At 70.4% G+C, this 22,350-nt stretch carries 21 protein-coding genes; 18 read left to right on the forward strand and 3 right to left on the reverse strand.

Going from position 1 to position 22,350, the window contains the following annotated elements; all coding sequences use genetic code 11:
• A partial coding sequence (locus ACFXC1_RS25445; RefSeq protein ID WP_381246078.1) for a hypothetical protein occupies positions 1–1,081 on the forward strand: 1,081 nt, incomplete at its 5' end.
• 113 nt (positions 1,082–1,194) lie between these two features.
• Positions 1,195–3,171, forward strand: coding sequence for a threonine--tRNA ligase (thrS, locus tag ACFXC1_RS25450; protein ID WP_381246080.1), 1,977 nt, complete (start codon positions 1,195–1,197; stop codon positions 3,169–3,171).
• Between the two features lie 37 nt (positions 3,172–3,208).
• On the opposite strand, the gene ACFXC1_RS25455 is transcribed toward thrS, so the two are convergent.
• Positions 3,209–3,865, reverse strand: coding sequence for a potassium channel family protein (locus tag ACFXC1_RS25455; RefSeq protein ID WP_381246082.1), 657 nt, complete (start codon positions 3,863–3,865; stop codon positions 3,209–3,211).
• A 67-nt stretch (positions 3,866–3,932) separates the two neighbouring features.
• On the opposite strand from ACFXC1_RS25455, the gene ACFXC1_RS25460 reads away from it, so the two are divergent.
• The gene (locus ACFXC1_RS25460) at positions 3,933–4,493 is read left to right on the forward strand and encodes an HIT family protein (protein ID WP_019066352.1); all 561 of its coding nucleotides are present in this window, start codon (positions 3,933–3,935) and stop codon (positions 4,491–4,493) included.
• Positions 4,494–4,512: 19 nt separating this feature from the next.
• Here the strand turns inward: ACFXC1_RS25460 and ACFXC1_RS25465 are convergent, their stop codons facing one another.
• Together ACFXC1_RS25465 and ACFXC1_RS25470 are read right to left on the reverse strand one after the other, a co-directional pair.
• A complete protein-coding gene (locus ACFXC1_RS25465; RefSeq protein ID WP_381246083.1) occupies positions 4,513–6,180 on the reverse strand; it encodes a hypothetical protein in 1,668 nt (555 codons plus the stop codon).
• A 173-nt stretch (positions 6,181–6,353) separates the two neighbouring features.
• Positions 6,354–8,552: an elongation factor G-like protein EF-G2 gene (locus ACFXC1_RS25470; protein WP_381246085.1), complete on the reverse strand. Its 2,199-nt coding sequence runs from the start codon at positions 8,550–8,552 to the stop codon at positions 6,354–6,356.
• A gap of 209 nt (positions 8,553–8,761) precedes the next feature.
• Between ACFXC1_RS25470 and pgsA the strand changes: the two genes are divergently transcribed.
• The 15 genes from pgsA to ACFXC1_RS25545 all read left to right on the forward strand — a co-directional run bounded on the left by pgsA (position 8,762) and on the right by ACFXC1_RS25545 (position 22,087).
• Entirely contained in the window at positions 8,762–9,496 is a 735-nt protein-coding gene (gene pgsA / locus ACFXC1_RS25475; protein WP_381246133.1) for a phosphatidylinositol phosphate synthase, read from the forward strand.
• A complete protein-coding gene (locus ACFXC1_RS25480; RefSeq protein WP_381246087.1) occupies positions 9,493–10,404 on the forward strand; it encodes a phosphatidylinositol mannoside acyltransferase in 912 nt (303 codons plus the stop codon). The genes pgsA and ACFXC1_RS25480 overlap by 4 nt, the downstream gene beginning before the upstream one ends.
• Positions 10,401–11,561, forward strand: a complete 1,161-nt coding sequence (locus tag ACFXC1_RS25485) for a glycosyltransferase family 4 protein (protein ID WP_381246089.1) — start codon at positions 10,401–10,403, stop codon at positions 11,559–11,561. Before ACFXC1_RS25480 ends, ACFXC1_RS25485 begins: the two co-directional genes overlap by 4 nt.
• Positions 11,562–11,637: 76 nt before the next feature.
• A complete protein-coding gene (locus ACFXC1_RS25490) occupies positions 11,638–12,465 on the forward strand; it encodes a formylglycine-generating enzyme family protein (RefSeq protein WP_381246091.1) in 828 nt (275 codons plus the stop codon).
• Between the two features lie 25 nt (positions 12,466–12,490).
• Entirely contained in the window at positions 12,491–13,033 is a 543-nt protein-coding gene (locus ACFXC1_RS25495; RefSeq protein ID WP_381246093.1) for a LemA family protein, read from the forward strand.
• Positions 13,034–13,160: 127 nt separating this feature from the next.
• Complete coding sequence (pdxS, locus tag ACFXC1_RS25500; RefSeq protein WP_093624535.1) at positions 13,161–14,072, forward strand: pyridoxal 5'-phosphate synthase lyase subunit PdxS; 912 nt, start codon at positions 13,161–13,163, stop codon at positions 14,070–14,072.
• A complete protein-coding gene (gene pdxT / locus ACFXC1_RS25505; RefSeq protein ID WP_381246095.1) occupies positions 14,072–14,674 on the forward strand; it encodes a pyridoxal 5'-phosphate synthase glutaminase subunit PdxT in 603 nt (200 codons plus the stop codon). The genes pdxS and pdxT overlap by 1 nt, the downstream gene beginning before the upstream one ends.
• Before the next feature lie 51 nt (positions 14,675–14,725).
• Positions 14,726–15,478, forward strand: a complete 753-nt coding sequence (locus tag ACFXC1_RS25510) for a YebC/PmpR family DNA-binding transcriptional regulator (RefSeq protein ID WP_019066362.1) — start codon at positions 14,726–14,728, stop codon at positions 15,476–15,478.
• A 108-nt stretch (positions 15,479–15,586) separates the two neighbouring features.
• Entirely contained in the window at positions 15,587–16,162 is a 576-nt protein-coding gene (gene ruvC / locus ACFXC1_RS25515; RefSeq protein ID WP_381246097.1) for a crossover junction endodeoxyribonuclease RuvC, read from the forward strand.
• On the forward strand, positions 16,159–16,767 hold the full coding sequence (gene ruvA, locus ACFXC1_RS25520) for a Holliday junction branch migration protein RuvA (protein WP_381246099.1): 609 nt from the start codon (positions 16,159–16,161) through the stop codon (positions 16,765–16,767). Before ruvC ends, ruvA begins: the two co-directional genes overlap by 4 nt.
• Before the next feature lie 9 nt (positions 16,768–16,776).
• Positions 16,777–17,847 (forward strand): Holliday junction branch migration DNA helicase RuvB, encoded by a 1,071-nt coding sequence (ruvB, locus tag ACFXC1_RS25525; protein ID WP_366021970.1) that lies wholly within the window; start codon positions 16,777–16,779, stop codon positions 17,845–17,847.
• Positions 17,848–18,012: 165 nt separating this feature from the next.
• Positions 18,013–18,519 carry a preprotein translocase subunit YajC gene (gene yajC, locus ACFXC1_RS25530; protein WP_381246100.1) on the forward strand — a complete coding sequence of 169 codons (507 nt, stop codon included), beginning with the start codon at positions 18,013–18,015 and terminating at the stop codon, positions 18,517–18,519.
• Between the two features lie 142 nt (positions 18,520–18,661).
• Positions 18,662–20,431: a protein translocase subunit SecD gene (gene secD / locus ACFXC1_RS25535; protein WP_381246102.1), complete on the forward strand. Its 1,770-nt coding sequence runs from the start codon at positions 18,662–18,664 to the stop codon at positions 20,429–20,431.
• A gap of 1 nt (position 20,432) precedes the next feature.
• Positions 20,433–21,551: a protein translocase subunit SecF gene (secF, locus tag ACFXC1_RS25540; protein ID WP_381246104.1), complete on the forward strand. Its 1,119-nt coding sequence runs from the start codon at positions 20,433–20,435 to the stop codon at positions 21,549–21,551.
• Positions 21,548–22,087, forward strand: a complete 540-nt coding sequence (locus ACFXC1_RS25545; RefSeq protein ID WP_381246105.1) for an adenine phosphoribosyltransferase — start codon at positions 21,548–21,550, stop codon at positions 22,085–22,087. The genes secF and ACFXC1_RS25545 overlap by 4 nt, the downstream gene beginning before the upstream one ends.
• Positions 22,088–22,350 lie beyond the last annotated feature (263 nt).

Below are 22,350 nucleotides of genomic sequence, written 5' to 3' on the forward strand. Positions count from 1 at the left end.
CGCGGCCAGGTCGGTCAGCAGCGCGGCGCGCCCCCCCCCCCGGGCCCCGGGGGCGGCGCCCCCCGGCGGGGGGCCCCGGGGCGGCCGCCCCTTCCCCGACAGCGACGACCTCCTCGGCGAGGCGCTCGTCGCGCTCGCCCGCAGCAACACCCCCTCCGCCCGCGAGGTCCTGGTCGGCCTCGCCGTACCGAGCGACGAGATCCGCTGGTGGCGGGACATCCCGACCGGCCCGGCCGGCACCGCGCCCTGGACCGTCGAGGAACAACTCCGCGCCGCCGCCCGCCAGATGCTGCTCGCCGCCGCCCTCGCCACCCGCGCGCGTGCCGGCTACTACGGCGCTCGCCACCGCCGCCCCGCCGCCGCGTCCCTGGACCACGTCCTCGTCGGCTCCGCCCCCGGCGGCCGGCAGCTCACCGCGTTCGTCCCCGTCGACACCGGCCGAACCCTCGCCGTACGCCTGCACCAGGCCCTGTACGCCACCCGCGAGGCCATCGACTACGAGCGGGCCACCGGCGGCATGGACGCCTTCGACGGAGCCGTCGAGGCGGGCGTCAGCCGCGAGTTGACCGAAGCCGTCGTCGCGCTCGTACGCGGCACCGAGGGCGCCCGGATCGCCGTCGAGTGGGCTCCCGCCGCCGGCGTCCCCGAGGGCTGCGCCGCCCCCGCCGAGGCCGTCGAGTTCTCGCCCGGCGACCTGCCCGTGCTGCGCGCGGCAGGCGCCCGCTATCTGCGTGAGGAACCCTCCATGCCCGTGCGCATCACCGGCTCGGTGGTGCGGATGCGCAGGTCGGGGCCGCGCGGCGAGGGCACCGTACGGATGCAGGTGATCGCCGGCGCCGAGGTCGGCCACGTCCGGATGACGCTCGACGAGGAGTCGTACCGGATAGCCGGGCACGCCCACCTCGTCGGGCTCCCGGTGCGGGTGCACGGGCGGCTGGAGAGCCGGGGCGGCTTCCGCAGGCTGACCGGCGCCTCCGGGGTCGTACCCGTGCAGGTGGACGAGGCGGAGCGGGACCGGCTGATGAAGTCCCTCCAGGAGAACCTCGACTTCTTCGAGGAGGCGTGCAGCGGGGAGGACTGAGGGAGGGGGAGTGCGGCAACCGTTTCGCGGTGGGGCCCGTAGGGTCGGTACGATCCCCTATTGCGCGCGCTCACGGTATGGCGCCGCATCCACCCCGCAGTCAGGAGAGACCGGTGTCAGACGTCCGCGTGATCATCCAACGCGATTCCGAGCGGGAAGAGCGCACGGTGACGACGGGCACGACGGCCGCCGAGCTCTTCGCCGGCGAGCGCTCGATCATCGCCGCGCGCGTGGCCGGAGAGCTCAAGGACCTGGCCTACGTCGTCTCCGAGGGGGACGAGGTCGAGGGCGTCGAGATCTCCTCCGCCGACGGCCTCAACATCCTGCGCCACTCCACCGCGCACGTCATGGCCCAGGCCGTGCAGGAGCTGTTCCCCGAGGCCAAGCTCGGCATCGGCCCGCCGGTCAAGGACGGCTTCTACTACGACTTCGACGTCGAGCGGCCGTTCACGCCCGAGGATCTCAAGGCCATCGAGAAGAAGATGCAGGAGATCCAGAAGCGGGGGCAGAGGTTCTCGCGCCGCGTCGTCACCGACGAGGACGCCCGCGAGGAGCTGGCTGCCGAGCCGTACAAGCTCGAACTGATCGGCATCAAGGGCTCCGCCTCGACCGACGACGGCGCGGACGTCGAGGTCGGCGGCGGCGAGCTGACGATCTACGACAACCTCGACGCCAAGACCGGCGACCTGTGCTGGAAGGACCTCTGCCGCGGTCCGCACCTGCCGACCACCCGGAACATCCCGGCGTTCAAGCTGATGCGCAACGCGGCGGCCTACTGGCGCGGCAGCGAGAAGAACCCGATGCTCCAGCGCATCTACGGCACCGCCTGGCCCTCCAAGGAGGAGCTGAAGGCGCACCTCGACTTCCTGATCGAGGCCGAGAAGCGCGACCACCGCAAGCTGGGCAACGAGCTGGACCTCTTCTCCATCCCGGACCAGATCGGCTCCGGCCTGGCCGTCTTCCACCCCAAGGGCGGGGTCGTCCGCCGGGTCATGGAGGACTACTCGCGGCGCCGCCACGAGGAGGAGGGCTACGAGTTCGTCTACACCCCGCACGCGACGAAGGGGAAGCTCTTCGAGACGTCCGGGCACCTGGACTGGTACGCCGACGGCATGTACCCGCCCATGCAGCTCGACGAGGGCGTGGACTACTACCTCAAGCCCATGAACTGCCCGATGCACAACCTGATCTTCGACGCGCGCGGCCGCTCGTACCGTGAACTGCCGCTGCGGCTCTTCGAGTTCGGGACCGTGTACCGGTACGAGAAGTCGGGCGTCGTGCACGGCCTCACCCGCGCGCGCGGCTTCACGCAGGACGACGCGCACATCTACTGCACGCGCGAGCAGATGGCGGACGAGCTGGACAAGACGCTCACCTTCGTCCTGAACCTGCTGCGCGACTACGGCCTGACCGACTTCTACTTGGAGCTGTCGACCAAGGACCCGGAGAAGTTCGTCGGCTCGGACGAGGTCTGGGAAGAGGCCACCGAGACGCTGCGCCAAGTCGCCGAGAAGCAGGGGCTGCCGCTCGTTCCCGACCCGGGCGGCGCCGCGTTCTACGGCCCGAAGATCTCCGTCCAGACGAAGGACGCGATCGGACGGACCTGGCAGATGTCGACCGTCCAGCTCGACTTCAACCTGCCGGAGCGCTTCGACCTGGAGTACACCGGTCCCGACGGCTCCAAGCAGCGGCCTGTCATGATCCACCGGGCGCTGTTCGGGTCGATCGAGCGGTTCTTCGCGGTGCTCCTCGAGCACTACGCGGGTGCCTTCCCGGCGTGGCTGGCGCCCGTGCAGGCGGTCGGGATTCCGATCGGGGACTCGCACGTCGAGTACCTGGAGAAGTTCGCCGTCGCGGCCAAGAAGAAGGGGCTGCGCGTCGAGGTCGACTCCTCCTCGGACCGGATGCAGAAGAAGATCCGCAACGCGCAGAAGCAGAAGGTGCCGTTCATGGTCATCGTCGGCGACGAGGACATGAACGCCGGCACGGTCTCCTTCCGCTACCGCGACGGTTCGCAGGAGAACGGCATCGCGTTCGACGCGGCCATCGCGAAGATCGAGCAGATCGTGGCGGACCGGGTGCAGGTCTGAGTCCCTCGGTTCGGTTTTGGGAGGCCCTCGGGGGAGTTCAGATCCCCGGGGGCCTCTCGTCGTCCTCCCTCGCGAAGACCTGGAGCAGCCAGGAGGCGAAGGTTCCGGTGACCGCGCCGAGGAGGGCCAGGCCGATGGCCATCATGCCGACCGCGATCAGCCGGCCGAGCGGGGTGATCGGCACGACGTCGCCGTAGCCTACGGTCGCGAAGGTCGCGCAGGTCCACCACACGGCGTCGCCGAAGGTCTTGATCGTCGCGCCCGGTGCCGTGTGCTCGGTCTGGTAGACGGACAGGGCGCCGGCGAATCCCAGCAGGGTGGTGGACAGCCCGGCGTAGACCATCACGCGCGCGTGCAGCGCGAGCCGGGGCTGGCCGTGCCGGCGCTGTACGGCCTCGTACGCCTTGACGACCCGCAGCGGGCGCAGCAGGGGCAGGATCAGGACCAGGGTGTCCAGCCAGTGCGTGCGGACGAAGCGCAGCCGTTCGCCGCTCAGCCGCCAGCGGACCGCGTAGTCCACGGCGAAGAGCGCCCACGCGGCGAACAGCACGGCGAGGCAGAGGTCCTGCCAGTCGCCGGACAGGCCGTGGGCCAGGATGCGGACCGCGTACGCGGCGAGGAAGACCATCGACGCCACGGCGAGCGGAACCTCCGTGCTGCGCTCCCAGCGGGCCTTGCGGGTGTCGTCGTCCATCGCTCCAGCTTGGCGGCGGGCCCCCTTCGCGCAACCCCGGCGACACGCCGCGAACGAGCGAAGCCATATGCTGACTTGCATGACGAGTGAGCCGGAGCAGCAGATCGGAGTGGGGACGCCGGACGCGTTCCAGCGCCTGTGGACCCCGCACCGGATGGCCTACATCCAGGGCGAGAACAAGCCGACCGGCCCCGGTGCCGACGACGGTTGCCCCTTCTGCTCGATTCCGGCGAAATCGGACGAGGACGGGTTGATCGTCAGGCGCGGTGAGCTGGTGTACGGGGTGCTCAATCTGTACCCGTACAACGGCGGCCATCTGATGGTCGTGCCCTACCGCCATGTCGCCGACTACACCGACCTGACCGACGCGGAGACCGTGGAACTCGCGGCCCTCACCAAGCAGGCGATGACAGCCCTGCGCACCGCGTCCGGCGCCCACGGCTTCAACATCGGCATGAACCAGGGGAGCGTGGCGGGCGCGGGCATCGCCGCCCACCTGCACCAGCACATCGTTCCGCGCTGGGGCGGCGACACCAACTTCATGCCGGTGGTCGGCCACACCAAGGTGCTGCCCCAACTCCTCGCGGACACACGGAAGATGCTGGCGGACGCGTGGCCCACGGCGTGAGCCACGCGACGGGGGCCGGCTACGCGTCGTAGAGGTCGGCCTTCCGCGGTGACGCGTCCTGCACGTTGGTGCTGAGGAACGACGAGCGGTTGCCGAACTTCTCCGTGTCGACGCCGTTCTCGTCGAGGACCCGGATCGCCGCCGCGTGCACCACTCGCAGTACCGGTGTCGCGGCGCGCAGCGCGTCGTCCGCCATGAAGCGGTGGCGCCAGGGCTGGTCGGCCCAGGCGTGCCGCAGGCCGAACGGCTCGGGCAGGGATATGGAACCGCCGAGCCAGTTCAGCAGCGGCGGGTACCAGGTGATCGGGGCGCGGACGGCGAGCCGTACCACCTCGTCGGCGGGGACCAGCGGGAGCTTGACCTTGCGGGTCTCCCAGGGCTTGAGGGTCTTCTGGACGTCCTTCGTCGGCGCCTCGGGCTTTCCGGTGAACAGTGAGTTCACGGGACCCAGGGCGTGGCCGGTGATCTCGATGCGCAGCGTCTTGTGCAGCACGGTCACCGTGATCATCATCGTGATGATCAGCTGCCCTTCCCAGAGCGTCCATTGGACGCCCAGGTAGTGTCGCTCGCCGCTGCCGAACTGCTGCTTGTTGCAGATGTCCTGTATCGCGTGCGACTTGACCTGGTACGCCTCGACATCCGTGCCGTCGGGCCGGGACACCGCCTTGGCGCCCTCGCCGACCGGCGTGACGATCCAGTGCCGTACCGACGCCTTCGGGAAGCCGCCGGTGTTGATCGTGTTCCGCTCCAGCATCCGCAGGTCGTCGTGGATGTTGCGGATGACGTCCCAGCTGCGGAAGGGGTGGATCTCCCGGTCGGCGTCGCGTGCGATCAGGTCCTCGGCGAGCTGCCAGCTGCCCCAGCGGGTGCCCATGCCGAGGATGCCCTTGGGGCCGGCGTAGAAGATCGAGTTGGACTGCTGCTCGGCGCTCAGCTTGGCCAGGGACTGGCGGAGCTGCTCGGCCTGGGTCTCGCCCGGGCTGGTCGGCACCGCCTCGGGGACCTTGGCGCCGACGCTGCTGCCTGACAGCAGGCTGTCCCAGCGTCCGCGCAGGTCCTTCGCGGTGTTCTCGCAGACCTGCTTGGCCCACAGCCAGCCGACCACGGGGAGGACGACGCACGCGCGCGCGTACCAGGACCAGAAGCCCGCGAACGGCATCTTGACCAGGAAGATCACGGCGACCGCGCCCACCGCGACGAGCAGGGTCGTGGCGATCGCGCCCGCCCTCTTGTTCGTCTGGGTGCGCTTGTCGATCAGGCTGCGCAGCTGGAAGACCAGCAGCCAGACGATGAGCCCGGGGAGGAACAGCAGGCCGCACAGCACCATGATCATGGACAGCCTGTTGTCCCGCGCGCGGCGGATGTTGTTGGCCGCCAGGGCGTGTTCCACGACGGCCTGCGGCTCGGTGCCGAACGACTGGATCAGCGGCTTGCGGCCGGGGCCGAGCATGCGGGCCACGACGGCTCCGGCGAACGCCTCACCGAGGTTGGGGCGGAAGATCGTCGCCCACTTGCGGCCCTCGTTGACGGTCGTCTGGTGCCATTCGTTGTCGGCCTTCTTGATGTCCGCGACCGGGTTGTCCCGGTAGGCCGCCGAGGCCAGCGCGAAGGTCGCCGTCTGGCCCTCGTCGCCCGTACGCGGCACCTGTGGTCCGAAGATGTCCGCGTAACCGCTGTCAACGGTCATTCCCGCCCCCGATCGCCGCTGCTCCCGCTTCTGCGGCTTTCCCGACTTCCGTGCTCCGCACACCTGTTGATCAGGTCATCAGCGTATCGGCCATCACTGACATCCGTCGGCGGACGGCCGAAAGCTGCCCGCCGACACCGAAGATCCCGAACCACGGTGCGTCAGATCCCGAACTACGGTGCGTCCCCCGCCTGTTCGCGGATCCGTTCGGCGATCTGCGGAGGCATCGGTTCGTGGCGGACGTAGGCGCGGTTGAAGCGTGCCGTGCCGTGCGAGAGGGAGCGGAGGTCCACGGCGTAGCGGCCGATCTCTATCTCGGGGACCTCGGCCCGGATCAGTGTGCGTCCGCCGGTCGTCTGCTCGGTGCCGAGCACGCGGCCCCGGCGCCCGGACAGGTCGCTCATCACCGCGCCCACGTAGTCGTCGCCGACCAGCACGGTCACCTCGGCCACCGGTTCGAGGAGATGGATCTTCGCGTCGGCCGCCGCCTCCCGCAGGGCCAGCGCGCCGGCCGTCTGGAACGCGGCGTCCGAGGAGTCCACGGAGTGCGCCTTGCCGTCGAGAAGCGTGATCCGTACGTCGAGAAGGGGGTGGCCGGCCGCAACTCCCCTTGCCGCCTGGGCCCTTACGCCCTTCTCCACCGAGGGGATGAACTGCCGCGGCACCGCGCCGCCGATGACCTTGTCCACGAACTCGATGCCCGTGCCGCCCGGCAGCGGTTCGACCTCGATCTCGCAGATCGCGAACTGGCCGTGCCCGCCGGACTGTTTGACGTGCCGGCCGCGCCCCTGCGCCTTGGCGGCGAACGTCTCCCGCAGGGAGACCTTGTGCGGCACGAGGTCGACCTGGACGCCGTAGCGGCTGCGCAGCCGTTCCAGGGCGACGTCCGCGTGGGCCTCGCCGAGGCACCACAGGACGACCTGGTGGGTGTCCTGGTTCTGTTCCAGGCGCATGGTGGGGTCCTCGGCGACGAGCCTGCTGAGGCCCTGCGAGAGCTTGTCCTCGTCCGCCTTGCTGTGCGCCTGGATGGCGAGCGGCAGCAGCGGGTCGGGCATCTCCCAGGGCTCCATGAGGAGCGGGTCGTCCTTGGCCGAGAGGGTGTCCCCGGTCTCCGCGCGGCCCAGCTTCGCCACGCACGCGAGGTCGCCCGCGATGCAGTGCGTGAGGGCCCGCTGCTGTTTGCCGAAGGGTGCGGACAGGGCGCCGACGCGTTCGTCGACGTCGTGGTCCTCGTGCCCGCGGTCGGCGAGCCCGTGCCCGGAGACATGGATCGTCTCGTCGGGGCGCAGGGTGCCGGAGAAGACGCGAACCAGGGAGACCCGGCCGACGTAGGGGTCTGAGGCGGTCTTCACGACCTCGGCGACCAGCGGCCCGTTCGGGTCGCACGCCTTCAGCTCCCGCGCCCTGCCGTCGACCGTGGTGACCCCGGGCGCCTCGCGCTCCAGCGGGGTCGGGAACCCGCGCGTGATCAGCTCAAGGAGCTCGACCGTGCCGAGGCCCTGCCGCGCGCCCTCGGCGGCGGGAGCGGCGGCCAGCACGGGGAAGAACACCCCGCGCGCGACGGCCCGCTCCAGGTCCGCGATCAGCGTCTTGACGTCGATCTCCTCGCCGCCGAGATAGCGGTCCATGAGGGTCTCGTCCTCGCTCTCCGAGATGATCCCCTCGATGAGCCGGTTGCGGGCCTCCTCGATCCCCGGCACCTGGTCGGGCCCGGGCTCGGACTCCTTGCGCTCCCCGGACGCGTAGTCGAACAGCTTCTGCGACAGCAGCCCCACCAGCCCGGTCACGGGCGCGTGCCCGTCGGGCCCCGGCGCGCCGTGCAGCGGCAGATACAGCGGGAGCACGGCGTCGGGGTCGTCCGCGCCGAAGGCCTCGGCGCAGTTCCGGGTCATCGACTCGAAGTCCGCGCGCGCCGACTCCAGGTGCGTGATGACGATGGCGCGCGGCATGCCGACCGCCGCGCACTCCTCCCACACCATGCGGGTCGAGCCGTCCACGCCGTCGGAGGCCGAGACGACGAAGAGGGCCGCGTCCGCCGCACGCAGACCGGCCCTCAACTCGCCGACGAAATCGGCGTATCCGGGGGTGTCCAGAAGATTGACCTTGTACCCGTCCCAGTCGACGGGCACCAGGGAGAGCTGCACCGAGCGCTGCTGGCGGTGCTCGATCTCGTCGTAGTCGGAGACGGTGCCGCCGTCCTCCACGCGGCCCGCCCGGTTCACCGCCCCCGCGGTCAGCGCGAGGGCCTCCACCAGAGTCGTCTTGCCCGATCCGGAGTGGCCGACCAGCACCACATTCCGTACGGACGCGGGGTGGTCGGCCGCCGTAGCCCTGCCGGCGGCTCCGGGGTGTGCGTTCGCCTTGTCGCCCATGGCCTTGCCTCCCGTGCACGGTGAGGTCACTGTGGGCGCGGACACACGGTGCCGCGTGCGGTGGCGGCTCCGATGACGCCCGCGGTGGTTCGAGCTTTCCACTCCCGTCACGGTGCGTCCATACGGCGGACGCGATCCGGCCGCCGGCATCGAGTCGTGACACGGGCGCACGGGTGCCCGGCGGCCGCCCACGCGCGCGCGTGGCTACGATGGGCCAGCCGGTGGCCAGCAGGGGCCGCGCGGCGACACCGACCCTCGGGAAGGCCATGCTGAACAAGTACGCGCGTGCATTCTTCACGCGTGTCCTCACGCCGTTCGCCGCGTTTCTGATCCGCCGGGGCGTCAGCCCCGACACGGTCACCCTCCTCGGCACCGCCGGAGTGGTCGCGGGCGCGCTGGTCTTCTACCCCATGGGCGAGTTCTTCTGGGGCACGGTCGTGATCACGCTGTTCGTGTTCTCCGACCTCGTCGACGGCAACATGGCCCGCCAGCTGGGCCGCTCCAGCCGCTGGGGCGCCTTCCTCGACTCCACGCTCGACCGGGTCGCCGACGGCGCGATCTTCGGCGGCCTCGCCCTCTGGTACGCGGGCGGCGGCGACAACATCGCCCTGTGCGCGGTCTCGATCTTCTGCCTGGCCAGCGGCCAGGTGGTCTCGTACACCAAGGCGCGCGGCGAGGCGATCGGACTGCCGGTGGCCGTCAACGGCCTTGTCGAGCGGGCCGAGCGACTGGTGATCTCACTCGTCGCGTGCGGTCTCTCCGGCCTCCACAAGTTCGGCGTCCCGGGCATCCAGTGGCTGCTGCCGATCGCACTGTGGATCGTCGCCGTCGGCAGCCTGGTCACGCTCATCCAGCGAGTCGTCACCGTCCGCCGCGAAGCGGCCGAGGCCGACGCCGCCGCGGCTCAGGAAGCCACCCCGCACAACACCGGGGCGACCCCGTGAGCAGTGCCCAGGAGCGGCTGACCGACGCGCTCTACGGCCTCGGCTGGAGCACCGTCAAGAAGCTCCCCGAGCCGGTCGCCGTCCGGCTCGGCCGCACCATCGCCGACCTCGCCTGGAAGCGGCGCGGCAAGGGCGTACGACGGCTGGAGAGCAACTACGCGCGCGTGGTGCCCGACGCGAGCCCCGAGCGGCTCGCCGAGCTCTCGCGCGCGGGCATGCGGTCGTACCTCCGCTACTGGATGGAGTCCTTCCGGCTCCCCGCCTGGAGCCCCGAGCGCGTCAAGACGGGCTTCGACCCCAAGGACGTGCACTACCTCACCGACGGCATCGCCTCCGGGCGCGGTGTCATCCTCGCGCTGCCGCACCTCGCCAACTGGGACCTCGCCGGCGCCTGGGTCACCACCAAGCTGGAGACCCCGTTCACCACGGTCGCCGAACGCCTCAAGCCGGAGACGCTCTACGACCGCTTCGTCGCCTACCGCGAGGGCCTCGGCATGGAGGTCCTGCCGCACAGCGGCGGCACCGCCTTCGGCACCCTGGCCCGGCGGCTGCGCGACGGCGGCCTGGTGTGCCTGGTCGCCGAGCGCGATCTGTCCGCCTCCGGGGTCGAGGTCGAGTTCTTCGGCGAGGCCACCAGGATGCCCGCAGGACCGGCCCTGCTCGCCCAGCAGACGGGCGCGCTGCTGCTTCCGGTGACGCTCTGGTACGACGACTCGCCGGTCATGCAGGGACGCGTCCATCCGCCCGTCGAGGTGCCCGAGTCAGGTGACCGGGCCGAGAAGACGTCTGTCATGACACAGGCGCTGGCAGACGCCTTCGCCGCCGGCATCGCCGACCACCCGGAGGACTGGCACATGCTCCAGCGCTTGTGGCTCGCGGATCTCGATCCCACGAAGGGGCCCTCGTGAGGATCGGCATCGTCTGCCCCTACTCCTGGGACGTGCCGGGCGGCGTCCAGTTCCACATCAGGGACCTCGCCGAGTACTTCATCCGGCTCGGTCACGAGGTGTCCGTGCTGGCTCCGGCCGACGACGACACCCCGCTGCCCCCGTACGTCGTCTCGGCCGGGCGCGCGGTCCCGGTGCCGTACAACGGCTCGGTGGCCCGGCTGAACTTCGGCTTCCTGTCCGCCGCGCGGGTGCGACGCTGGCTGCACGACGGCGAGTTCGACGTCATCCACATCCACGAGCCGACCTCGCCGTCGCTGGGCCTGCTGGCCTGCTGGGCGGCCTCGGGCCCGATCGTGGCGACCTTCCACACCTCCAACCCGCGCTCCCGGGCGATGATCGCCGCGTACGCGATCCTCCAGGCCGCGCTGGAGAAGATCAGCGCGCGGATCGCGGTGAGCGAGTACGCGCGCCGCACGCTCGTCGAACACCTCGGCGGGGACGCGGTCGTCATCCCGAACGGCGTCGACGTCGACTTCTTCGCCCGCGCCGAACCCAAGCCCGAGTGGCAGGGCGAGACCATCGGCTTCATAGGGCGCATCGACGAACCCCGCAAGGGCCTCCCGGTGCTGATGAAGGCCCTGCCGAGGATCCTCGCAGAGCGCCCGAACGCCCGGCTGCTGGTCGCCGGGCGCGGCGACGAGGAGGAGGCCGTCGAGACGCTGCCCAAGGAACTGCGCTCACGCGTCGAGTTCCTCGGCATGATCAGCGACGACGACAAGGCCCGCTTCCTGCGCAGCATCGACCTCTACGTCGCCCCCAACACCGGCGGCGAGAGCTTCGGCATCATCCTCGTCGAGGCCATGTCGGCGGGTGCCCCGGTCCTCGCCTCCGACCTGCCCGCCTTCGCGCAGGTCCTCGACCAGGGCGCGGCCGGCGAGCTGTTCACCAACGAGGACGCGGACACCCTCGCAGAGGCGGCCGTACGGCTCCTGGGCGACCCCGAGCGGCTGGCGCAGCTGAGCCGGCAGGGGAGCGCGCATGTCCGGCGCTTCGACTGGTCCACGGTCGGGGCCGACATCCTGTCCGTGTACGAGACGGTGACCGCAGGCGCGGCGGCCGTCGCCACCGACGAACGCAGCGGTCTGCGGGCGCGGTTCGGGCTGGCCCGGGACTGAGGTGCGGGACGGCGACCGCTCGGGGGCGTGCTGCTCTCCCGCGCGCGGGGAGGCCGGTTCGGATTTCCAACTGACCGTGCCCGTCGGCCGATCCGCCGACGACAGCCGCGCGATCGCCCTGCCCGGCGGTGAGTTCCGCATGGGCGACGCCTTTGGCGAGGGCTACCCGGAGGATGCGGAGGGACCCGTCCGTACGGTGACCGTCGAGCCGTTCCGCATCGACGCGACGGCCGTCACCAACGCGCGCTTCGCCCGCTTCGTGGACGACACCGGATACGTCACCGAGGCGGAGCGGTACGGCAGTTCGTTCGTGTTCCACCTGCTGCTGCACCCCCGCGCGCGGGACGCCGTTTTCGGCCAGGTCGAGGCCGCACCCTGGTGGCTCGGGGTGGAAGGCGCCTCCTGGAACGCACCGGAGGGCCCCGGTTCCGACGTCGTGGGCCGTGCGGACCATCCCGTAGTGCACGTTTCGTACCACGATGCCCTCGCCTACTGCGCCTGGGCGGGCGCCCGGCTGCCCATCGAGGCCGAGTGGGAGTACGCGGCACGGGGTGGTCTCGACGGTCGGCGTTATCCCTGGGGCGACGATTTCGCCCCGGAGCGGCTGAACACCTGGCAGGGCGACTTCCCCAGGACCAGCACCGGCGGCGCCACGGGCACGGTCCCGGTGGACGCGTACGAGCCCAATGCCTTGGGCCTGTTCAACACATCCGGCAACGTGTGGGAGTGGTGCGCCGACCGCTTCGTACCGGGTGGCGAGGAACGCGTGATCCGCGGCGGCTCGTACCTCTGCCACGCCTCCTACTGCCACCGCTACCGGGTCGCCGCCCGTTCGAAGAACACCCCCGACTCCTCGACGGGGCACGGGGGTTTCCGGTGCGCGTGGGACCTGACGGGACAGTGACCGCAGACCGGTAGCCTTGCCGCCCGTGAGCGCAACTCTGATCTGGATCCTCGTCGCCCTGGTGGCGATCGGCCTGTACCTGAGCTGGACCGCGGGCCGGCTCGACCGGCTGCACGCCCGGATCGACGCGACCCGCGCGGCGCTCGACGCCCAACTGCTGCGCCGCGCCTCGGTGACACAGGAGTTGGCGACCTCGGGCGTCCTCGACCCGGCCGCCTCGATCGTCCTCTACGAGGCCGCGCACGCCGCCCGGCAGGCCGAGGAGGAGCAACGGGAGGTCGCCGAGAGCGAGTTGAGCCAGGCCCTGCGCGCCGTCTTCGCCGAGCCCCCGCAGGTCGAGGGCGTCCGCGAGGCCCCCGGCGGAGACGCGGCGGCCCGCGAGCTCGCCGAGTCGGTACGCCGCGTCCCGATGGCCCGCCGCTTCCACAACGACGCCGTGGGCGCCGCCCGCCGCCTCCGCGAACACCGCAAGGTCCGCTGGTTCCACCTGGCCGGACACGCACCCTTCCCCATGGCCTTCGAAATGGACGACGAGCCGCCGGCGGCACTGGTGGACCGGGCGGCGTAGCGGTCGCCTACGGGGCACCGCAGTTCGAAAACGATCCACCGGGTGTTCATTGGCCCTTGCTGTGGCCTGCATCTCTCGCGTTTCCTCGGTACTGCAGCAACCCTCTTTCACCGAGTGAGGTCACCCCGTGTCCAGCACCCCCAGCTCCGCCCAGACTCCCGAGACCGGCACCGCGCGCGTCAAGCGCGGGATGGCCGAGCAGCTCAAGGGCGGTGTGATCATGGACGTGGTCAACGCCGAGCAGGCGAAGATAGCCGAGGACGCCGGCGCCGTCGCCGTCATGGCCCTGGAGCGGGTCCCCGCCGACATCCGCAAGGACGGCGGCGTGGCCCGGATGTCCGACCCGAACATGATCGAGGAGATCATCGAGGCGGTCTCCATCCCGGTCATGGCCAAGTCCCGCATCGGCCACTTCGTCGAGGCCCAGGTCCTGCAGTCCCTCGGCGTCGACTACATCGACGAGTCCGAGGTCCTCACCCCGGCCGACGAGGTCAACCACAGCGACAAGTTCGCCTTCACCACCCCCTTCGTCTGCGGTGCCACCAACCTGGGCGAGGCCCTGCGCCGCATCGCCGAGGGCGCCGCGATGATCCGCTCCAAGGGCGAGGCCGGCACCGGCAACGTCGTCGAGGCGGTCCGCCACCTCCGCCAGATCAAGAACGAGATCGCCCGCCTGCGCGGCTTCGACAACAACGAGCTGTACGCCGCCGCCAAGGACCTGCGCGCCCCGTACGAGCTGGTCCGCGAGGTCGCCGAGCTGGGCAAGCTCCCCGTCGTGCTGTTCTCCGCCGGCGGCGTCGCCACCCCCGCCGACGCCGCGCTGATGCGCCAGCTCGGCGCCGAGGGCGTCTTCGTCGGCTCCGGCATCTTCAAGTCCGGCGACCCGGCCAAGCGCGCCGCCGCCATCGTGAAGGCCACCACGTTCTACGACGACCCGAAGATCATCGCGGACGCGTCCCGCAACCTCGGCGAGGCCATGGTCGGCATCAACTGCGACACCCTCCCCGAGGCCGAGCGTTACGCGAACCGGGGCTGGTGATGACCACTCCCGTAGTCGGAGTGCTCGCGCTCCAGGGCGACGTACGGGAACACCTGATCGCCCTGGCCGCGGCCGACGCCGTGGCCAGGCAGGTCAGGCGCCCCGAGGAACTCGCCGAGGTGGACGCCCTCGTCATCCCCGGAGGTGAGTCCACCACCATCTCCAAGCTGGCCGTCCTCTTCGGACTGATGGATCCCCTGCGCGCACGCGTGCGTGCCGGTATGCCCGTCTACGGCACCTGCGCCGGCCTGATCATGCTCGCCGACAAGATCCTCGACCCGCGCTCGGGCCAGGAGACGGTCGGCGGCATCGACATGATCGTGCGCCGCAACGCCTTCGGGCGGCAGAACGAGTCCTTCGAAGCAGCTGTCGACGTGCGGGGGATTGAGGGCGATCCTGTGGAGGGCGTCTTCATCCGCGCCCCCTGGGTCGAGTCGGTCGGCGCCGAGACCGAGGTCCTCGCCGAACACGAGGGCCACATCGTCGCGGTCCGCCAGGGCAACGCGCTCGCCACGTCGTTCCACCCGGAACTGACCGGCGACCACCGCGTGCACTCCCTGTTCGTCGACATGGTGCGCGCGAACCTGGCTCCGGGGTCCTAGTAGGATCTCTGGGGTTCGTAAAGAGTTGGGTTACGCGAAGGAGACAGGCAGATGTCCGGCCACTCTAAATGGGCTACGACGAAGCACAAGAAGGCCGTGATCGACGCCAAGCGCGGCAAGCTCTTCGCGAAGATGATCAAGAACATCGAGGTCGCGGCCCGTACCGGTGGTGCCGATGTGTCCGGCAACCCGACGCTCTTCGACGCCATCCAGAAGGCCAAGAAGAGCTCGGTCCCGAACAAGAACATCGACTCCGCCGTCAAGCGCGGCGCCGGTCTCGAAGCCGGTGGCGCCGACTACGAGACGATCATGTACGAGGGTTACGGCCCCAACGGTGTCGCGGTGCTCATCGAGTGCCTCACCGACAACCGCAACCGCGCCGCCTCGGACGTCCGTGTCGCCATGACCCGCAACGGCGGCAACATGGCCGACCCCGGCTCCGTGTCGTACCTCTTCAACCGCAAGGGCGTCGTCGTCGTCCCCAAGGGCGAGCTGACCGAGGACGACGTCCTGGGTGCAGTGCTCGACGCGGGCGCCGAGGAGGTCAACGACCTCGGTGAGTCCTTCGAGGTCATCTCCGAGGCCACCGACCTGGTCGCGGTCCGCACCGCGCTCCAGGACGCCGGGATCGACTACGACTCCGCCGACGCCAACTTCGTCCCGACCATGCAGGTCGAGCTCGACGAAGAGGGTGCCCGCAAGATCTTCAAGCTGATCGACGCCCTGGAGGACAGCGACGACGTGCAGAACGTCTTCGCCAACTTCGACGTCAGCGACGAAGTGATGGAGAAGGTCGACGCCTGAGCCGCCGACAAGCCGAACGGGCCGACGGGACACACCCCGTCGGCCCGTCGCTTTGTCAGTGACACCCGATAGCCTGCACAAACAGGCGATCGAACGAGGGGGGTTGGTGTGCGGGTACTCGGGGTGGACCCCGGACTCACCCGATGCGGTGTCGGCGTCGTCGAGGGCGTCGCGGGCCGGCCGCTCACCATGGTCGGCGTCGGTGTCGTACGGACCCCGGCGGACGCCGAGTTGGGGCAGCGCCTGGTCGCCATCGAGCAGGGCATCGAAGCGTGGCTCGACGAGCACCGGCCCGAATTCGTCGCCGTGGAGCGGGTGTTCAGCCAGCACAACGTCCGTACGGTGATGGGCACCGCCCAGGCCAGCGCCGTGGCGATGCTGTGCGCCACCCGCCGCGGCATCCCGGTCGCCCTGCACACCCCGAGCGAGGTCAAGGCCGCCGTCACCGGCAGCGGACGCGCCGACAAGGCCCAGGTCGGCGCCATGGTGACCCGACTGCTGCGGCTCGACGCGCCCCCCAAGCCCGCCGACGCGGCCGACGCCCTCGCCCTCGCGATCTGCCACATCTGGCGGGCCCCCGCACAGAACCGCCTCCAACAGGCGGTCGCCCAGAACCGACTTCAGCAGGCCGTCTCCCTGCACGCAGCCAAGACCCCGAACGCATCGAAAGGCCGTACCGCATGATCGCCTTCGTCAGTGGCACGGTCGCCGCACTCGCTCCCGACGCCGCGGTGGTGGAGGTCGGCGGTGTCGGCATGGCGATCCAGTGCACGCCGAACACGCTCTCCACGCTCCGCCTCGGCAAGCCTGCGAAGCTGGCCACCTCCCTCGTCGTCCGCGAGGACTCGCTCACCCTGTACGGCTTCGTGGACGACGACGAACGCCAGATCTTCGAGCTGCTGCAGACCGCGACCGGCGTCGGCCCCCGGCTCGCGCAGGCAATGCTGGCCGTGCACACCCCGGACGCCCTGCGCCGCGCGGTCGCCGCCGGTGACGAGAAGGCGCTGATGGCCGTGCCCGGCATCGGCAAGAAGGGCGCGCAGAAGCTGCTGCTCGAGTTCAAGGACCGGCTCGGCGCCCCGGTGGGCACCGCCCCGGCGATCGGCGCCCCGGTCACCAGCGGCTGGCGCGACCAGCTGCACGCGGCCCTCATCGGCCTCGGGTACGCCACCCGCGAGGCCGACGAGGCCGTGGCCGCCGTAGCACCGCAGGCCGAGGCCGCCGAAGGGGCGCCGCAGGTGGGGCAGTTGCTCAAGGCCGCCCTGCAGACCCTGAACCGCGCCCGCTAGGAGACGTCAGTGAACTGGGACGACACGACCGACGAGACCGCCGCCGAGCGGCTGGTGGGCTCGGTCGCCGACCGCGAGGACCAGGCCGTCGAGGCCGCCCTGCGCCCCAAGGACCTGGGCGAGTTCATCGGCCAGGAGAAGGTCCGCGAACAGCTCGACCTGGTGCTGCGCGCCGCACGCGCGCGTGGCGCCACCGCCGACCACGTACTGCTCTCCGGTGCTCCCGGCCTCGGCAAGACCACCCTCTCGATGATCATCGCGGCCGAGATGGGCGCCCCCATCCGCATCACCAGCGGCCCCGCGATCCAGCACGCGGGCGACCTCGCCGCGATCCTGTCGTCCCTCCAGGAGGGCGAGGTTCTCTTCCTCGACGAGATCCACCGCATGTCCCGGCCCGCCGAAGAGATGCTGTACATGGCGATGGAGGACTTCCGCGTCGACGTCATCGTCGGCAAGGGCCCCGGCGCCACCGCGATCCCGCTCGAACTCCCGCCGTTCACCCTGGTCGGCGCCACCACGCGCGCGGGACTGCTGCCGCCTCCGCTGCGCGACCGCTTCGGCTTCACCGCGCACATGGAGTTCTACGAACCCACCGAGCTGGAGCGCGTCATCCACCGCTCGGCGAACCTCCTCGACGTCGAGATCGACCCCGCCGGCGCCGCCGAGATCGCCGGCCGCTCCCGCGGCACCCCCCGTATCGCCAACCGTCTGCTGCGCCGCGTACGGGACTACGCGCAGGTCAAGGCCGACGGCTTCATCACCCGGGACATCGCCGGGGCGGCCCTCAAGGTGTACGAGGTCGACGGCCGCGGTCTCGACCGGCTCGACCGCGGTGTCCTGGAGGCCCTGCTCAAGCTGTTCGGCGGCGGACCGGTCGGCCTCTCCACGCTCGCGGTCGCGGTGGGGGAGGAGCGCGAGACCGTCGAGGAGGTCGCCGAACCCTTCCTCGTACGCGAAGGTCTGCTGGCCCGCACCCCCCGGGGACGCGTCGCCACGCCGGCCGCGTGGGCCCACCTCGGCCTCACCCCGCCCCGCTCGTCAACCGGGGGAAACGGACAAGGGGACCTGTTCGGGGCGTGACGGCGGGGGCACTGGCCGGGTCAGGAACCCCGGTGCCATGCTGTGCGTTGTTCCATCAGCGTGGACTCGCTTAGACTCCGCCGATGCCGCCTTTGTGGGCGGCGCCGACCACCCCCATCCACCAGGCCGCTCACCGCCGCGGTCGTGCGAAGGAAATTCCGTCCCGTGAATATCGTGACCCTCCTCCCGTTCATCGTGCTCATCGGGGCCATGTTCCTGATGACCCGCTCTGCCAAGCGCAAGCAGCAGGCGGCCGCGTCGATGCGTAATGACATGCAGCCTGGCACCGGCGTCCGCACGATCGGGGGCGTGTACGCGACGGTCAAGGAGGTCAACGAGGAGACGGTTCTCCTCGACGCCGGCCCCGGTGTCGAGCTCCTCTTCGCGAAGAACGCGATCGGCGCCGTCCTCACCGACGACGAGTACAACCGCATCGTCCACGGCATCGAGCACGACCTGAAGGACGACGCGGACGTCGTCCCGGACGACGCTTCCTCCCTCACCGAGACCGACGAGCCCGCCGCCGACTCTTCCGACGACAAGCCCATCGACCTCGGCAAGAAGGACGCGGCCGACGAGCCCGCCGACGCCACCGAGGAGCCGGCCGAGGCCGCCGAGGCCAAGACGGACGAAGAGCCGAAGAAGACCGACGGCGACTCCGACGCGAAGTAGTCACGTCCCGGGAGCGCGGCGCGATCCGCTCGCGCCCCGCGCACCCCGGGTACGTGCGTCGCTCGCACGGGATCCCGACACCATGTCATGGCCGCAGGCGCGCTGACCCGGCGCGGAGCGGCCCGAGAGGGAGTACGAGAAGGTGGCAGCACCTAAGAGGGGCCGTAGCGCGAGCGCCCAGAGCAAGCCAGGGCGCTCGCTGGCCCTCATCCTGATCGCCATCGTGGCGCTCACGGGTGGCATGTTCGCATCCGGGCACACCACTCCGCGTCTCGGCATCGACCTGGCCGGCGGTACGAGCATCACTCTCCGGGCCGTCCCGGAGAAGGGCCAGGAATCCGCGATCAACAAGGCCAACATGAACACCGCGGTCGACATCATGAACCGCCGTGTCAATGGTCTTGGTGTCTCGGAGGCCGAGGTCCAGACACAGGGCACCAGGAACATCATCGTCAACATCCCCAAGGGCACGAACTCGGAGGAAGCCCGTAAGCAGGTCGGTACCACGGCCAAGCTGTACTTCCGCCCGGTCCTGGCCACGGAGGCGTCGGTCGGCGCCGCGGCGAGCCCGTCCCCGAGCGCCTCGGGCAGTGCTTCCAGCAGCCCGTCGAGCTCGGCCAGCCCCAAGACGACGGCTTCCTCGTCCAAGACCGGCTCCGCGACCCCGACGGCCACCGCCACCTCGCAGGGACGTGCCGCGAGCGACGCCCTGAAGGCCGACTCCACCCCGTCCGCGAGCGCCAGCGCCTCGGCCTCGGCCAGCGCCAGCCCGTCGGCGTCCAGCAGCAGCGCCGCCAGCGCGGCGGCCGCCAAGCTGGAGGCCCAGTACACCGCGCTCGACTGCTCCAAGAAGTCGACACAGAACACCGCGGGCAAGGGCACCAAGGCCACCGACGCGACCGTGGCCTGCGGCAAGGTCTCCGGCATCTGGTACAAGTACCTGCTCGGTCCCGCCGCCGTCGACGGCACGGACGTCAAGAAGGCCTCGGCCGTCTACAACACGACGACCGCCGCCGGCTGGCAGGTCACCATGGACTTCACCGGCAAGGGCGGCGACAAGTTCGCCAAGGTCACCGGTGAGCTGGCGAAGAACACCGCCCCGCAGAACGAGTTCGGCATCGTCCTCGACGGCCAGGTCGTCTCCAGCCCCTCCGTCAGCTCGTCGATCACCGGCGGCAGCGCGGAGATCTCCGGCAGCTTCACCCAGGAAGAGGCCCAGAGCCTCGCCAACATGCTGTCGTACGGCGCCCTGCCGCTGACCTTCAAGACGGACAGCGTCACCACGGTGACCGCTGCGCTCGGCGGTGAGCAGCTGCACGCCGGTCTGATCGCGGGCGCGATCGGCCTCGCGCTGGTCGTCATCTACCTGCTGATCTTCTACCGCGGCCTCTCCGTCATCGCGATCCCCTCCCTGCTGGTCTCCGCGATCCTCACCTACGTGATCATGGCGCTGCTCGGCCCGGGCATCGGCTTCGCGCTGAACCTGCCGGCCGTCTGCGGTGCGATCGTCGCGATCGGTATCACCGCGGACTCGTTCATCGTGTTCTTCGAACGCATCCGGGACGAGATCCGCGAGGGCCGCTCGCTGCGCCCCGCCGTCGAGCGGGCCTGGCCGCGCGCCCGGCGCACCATCCTGGTCTCCGACTTCGTGTCGTTCCTCGCCGCCGCGGTGCTGTTCATCGTCACCGTCGGCAAGGTCCAGGGCTTCGCGTTCACGCTCGGTCTGACCACCGTGCTCGACGTCGTCGTGGTCTTCCTCTTCACCAAGCCGCTGATGACGATCCTCGCCCGCCGGAAGTTCTTCGCGAACGGCCACAAGTTCTCCGGCCTCGACCCGAAGGCACTCGGTGCCAAGGCGCCCCTGCGCCGCACCCGCCGTCCCTCCGCCCCCGTCGACCCGAAGGAGGCGTGAGATGTCGAAGCTCGGCAACCTCGGCGCCCGACTGCACCGTGGCGAGGTCGGGTACGACTTCGTCGGCAATCGTAAGATCTGGTACGGCATCTCGATCCTGATCACCATCACGGCCATCCTCGGCCTGACGGTGCGCGGCCTGAACATGGGCATCGAGTTCCAGGGCGGCGCCGCCTTCACCACGCCGAAGGGCATGAGCGCCTCGGTGAGCCAGGCGGAGAAGTACGCCCAGGACGCCTCCGGGCACGACGCGGTCGTCCAGAAGCTCGGCGACGGCAGCCTGCGCATCCAGATCGCCGGCATCGACACCGACAAGTCCGACAGCATCAAGAAGCAGCTGTCGAAGGACCTGAACGTCGACTCCGAGAACATCGCCGCCGACCTGGTCGGCCCCAGCTGGGGTGACCAGATCGCCAACAAGGCCTGGGAGGGCCTGGCAATCTTCATGGTGCTGGTCGTGATCTATCTGGCGATCGCCTTCGAGTGGCGGATGGCCCTGGCCGCGCTCGTCGCCCTGATCCACGACATCACCATCACGATCGGCATCTACGCCCTCGTCGGCTTCGAGGTCACGCCCGGCACGGTGATCGGTCTGCTGACGATCCTCGGTTACTCGCTCTACGACACGGTCGTCGTCTTCGACAGCCTCAAGGAGCAGACCAAGGACATCACCAAGCAGACCCGCTGGACCTACAGCGACATCGCCAACCGGTCGATCAACGGCACCCTGGTGCGTTCCATCAACACCACGGTCGTCGCGCTGCTGCCGGTCGCGGCCCTGCTGTTCATCGGCGGCGGTTTCCTCGGCGCGGGCGTCCTCAACGACATCTCGCTGTCACTGTTCGTCGGCCTCGCGGCCGGTGCCTACTCCTCGATCTTCATCGCCACGCCGCTCGTCGCCGACCTCAAGGAGGCCGAGCCGCAGATGAAGGCGCTCAAGAAGCGCGTTCTCGCCAAGCGTGCCCAGGCCGCCGCGCAGGGCGAGCCGGTCGAGCCCGAGGTCACCGACCACTCGGACGACGACTACGACGACGAGGACGCGGCAGCGGTCGTGGGCCCGCGCACCCAGCCCACGTCCCGCAACCGCGGCCGTGGCCGCCCCTCGGGGAAGCGCCGATGACCGACGTCCAGGAGCTGCTGCTCAGCCGTATCCGCGATGTGGCCGACTACCCGGAGCCGGGCGTGATGTTCAAGGACATCACCCCGCTCCTGGCGGACCCGGCCGCGTTCACGGCCCTCACGGACGCGCTCGCCGAGATCGTCGAGCGCACCGGCGCCACCAAGGTCGTAGGCCTGGAGGCCCGCGGCTTCATCCTCGGTGCCCCGGTGGCCGTCCGCGCGGGCGTCGGCTTCATCCCCGTACGCAAGGCGGGCAAGCTCCCCGGAGCGACCCTCAGCCAGGCGTACGACCTTGAGTACGGCTCCGCGGAGATCGAGGTCCACGCGGAGGACTTGTCGGCCGAGGACCGCATCCTGATCGTGGACGACGTCCTGGCCACGGGCGGCACGGCCGGGGCCGCGATCCAGCTGATCCGCCGGGCGGGCGCCGAGGTCGCCGGTCTAGCGGTCCTGATGGAACTGGGCTTCCTCGCGGGCCGCGCCCGCCTGGAGCCGGCACTGGGCGGGGCTCCCCTGGAAGCACTCCTGGTGGTCTGATCGCACCAGCGCACCTGTCGCTGCACAAGAACGGCCGCCCCGACACATGCCGGGGCGGCCGTTCTCCGTCCGACGTCAGGTTCTGCGCTCGGCCAGGCACCTCATGGCCCCCGCGCACCCCCGCCGGACACCTTCAAGGCGCCCTCACGTCACCTCCCGGAATGCCGGCGGCAGCCCCCCGCGTTTCACCGGTAGACGGCCCTCACATCGGCCTGAAGGCGATCCCCGAGCCCGGGATCGCTACCATGGGCACTCCGGAGCCT

The organism is Streptomyces hokutonensis, from assembly GCF_042751305.1.
GTDB lineage: Bacteria > Actinomycetota > Actinomycetes > Streptomycetales > Streptomycetaceae > Streptomyces > Streptomyces hokutonensis_A.

Excerpts from the sequence above, each read along its gene's own strand:
- ACFXC1_RS25455 (WP_381246082.1), bottom strand. The coding sequence starts at position 3,865 with ATGGACGACGACACCCGCAAGGCCCGCTGGGAGCGCAGCACGGAGGTT.
- ACFXC1_RS25460 (WP_019066352.1), top strand. The coding sequence starts at position 3,933 with ATGCTGACTTGCATGACGAGTGAGCCGGAGCAGCAGATCGGAGTGGGG.
- ACFXC1_RS25465 (WP_381246083.1), bottom strand. The coding sequence starts at position 6,180 with ATGACCGTTGACAGCGGTTACGCGGACATCTTCGGACCACAGGTGCCG.
- ACFXC1_RS25470 (WP_381246085.1), bottom strand. The coding sequence starts at position 8,552 with ATGGGCGACAAGGCGAACGCACACCCCGGAGCCGCCGGCAGGGCTACG.
- pgsA (WP_381246133.1), top strand. The coding sequence starts at position 8,762 with ATGGGCCAGCCGGTGGCCAGCAGGGGCCGCGCGGCGACACCGACCCTC.
- pdxT (WP_381246095.1), top strand. The coding sequence starts at position 14,072 with ATGACCACTCCCGTAGTCGGAGTGCTCGCGCTCCAGGGCGACGTACGG.
- ACFXC1_RS25510 (WP_019066362.1), top strand. The coding sequence starts at position 14,726 with ATGTCCGGCCACTCTAAATGGGCTACGACGAAGCACAAGAAGGCCGTG.
- ruvA (WP_381246099.1), top strand. The coding sequence starts at position 16,159 with ATGATCGCCTTCGTCAGTGGCACGGTCGCCGCACTCGCTCCCGACGCC.
- secF (WP_381246104.1), top strand. The coding sequence starts at position 20,433 with ATGTCGAAGCTCGGCAACCTCGGCGCCCGACTGCACCGTGGCGAGGTC.
- ACFXC1_RS25545 (WP_381246105.1), top strand. The coding sequence starts at position 21,548 with ATGACCGACGTCCAGGAGCTGCTGCTCAGCCGTATCCGCGATGTGGCC.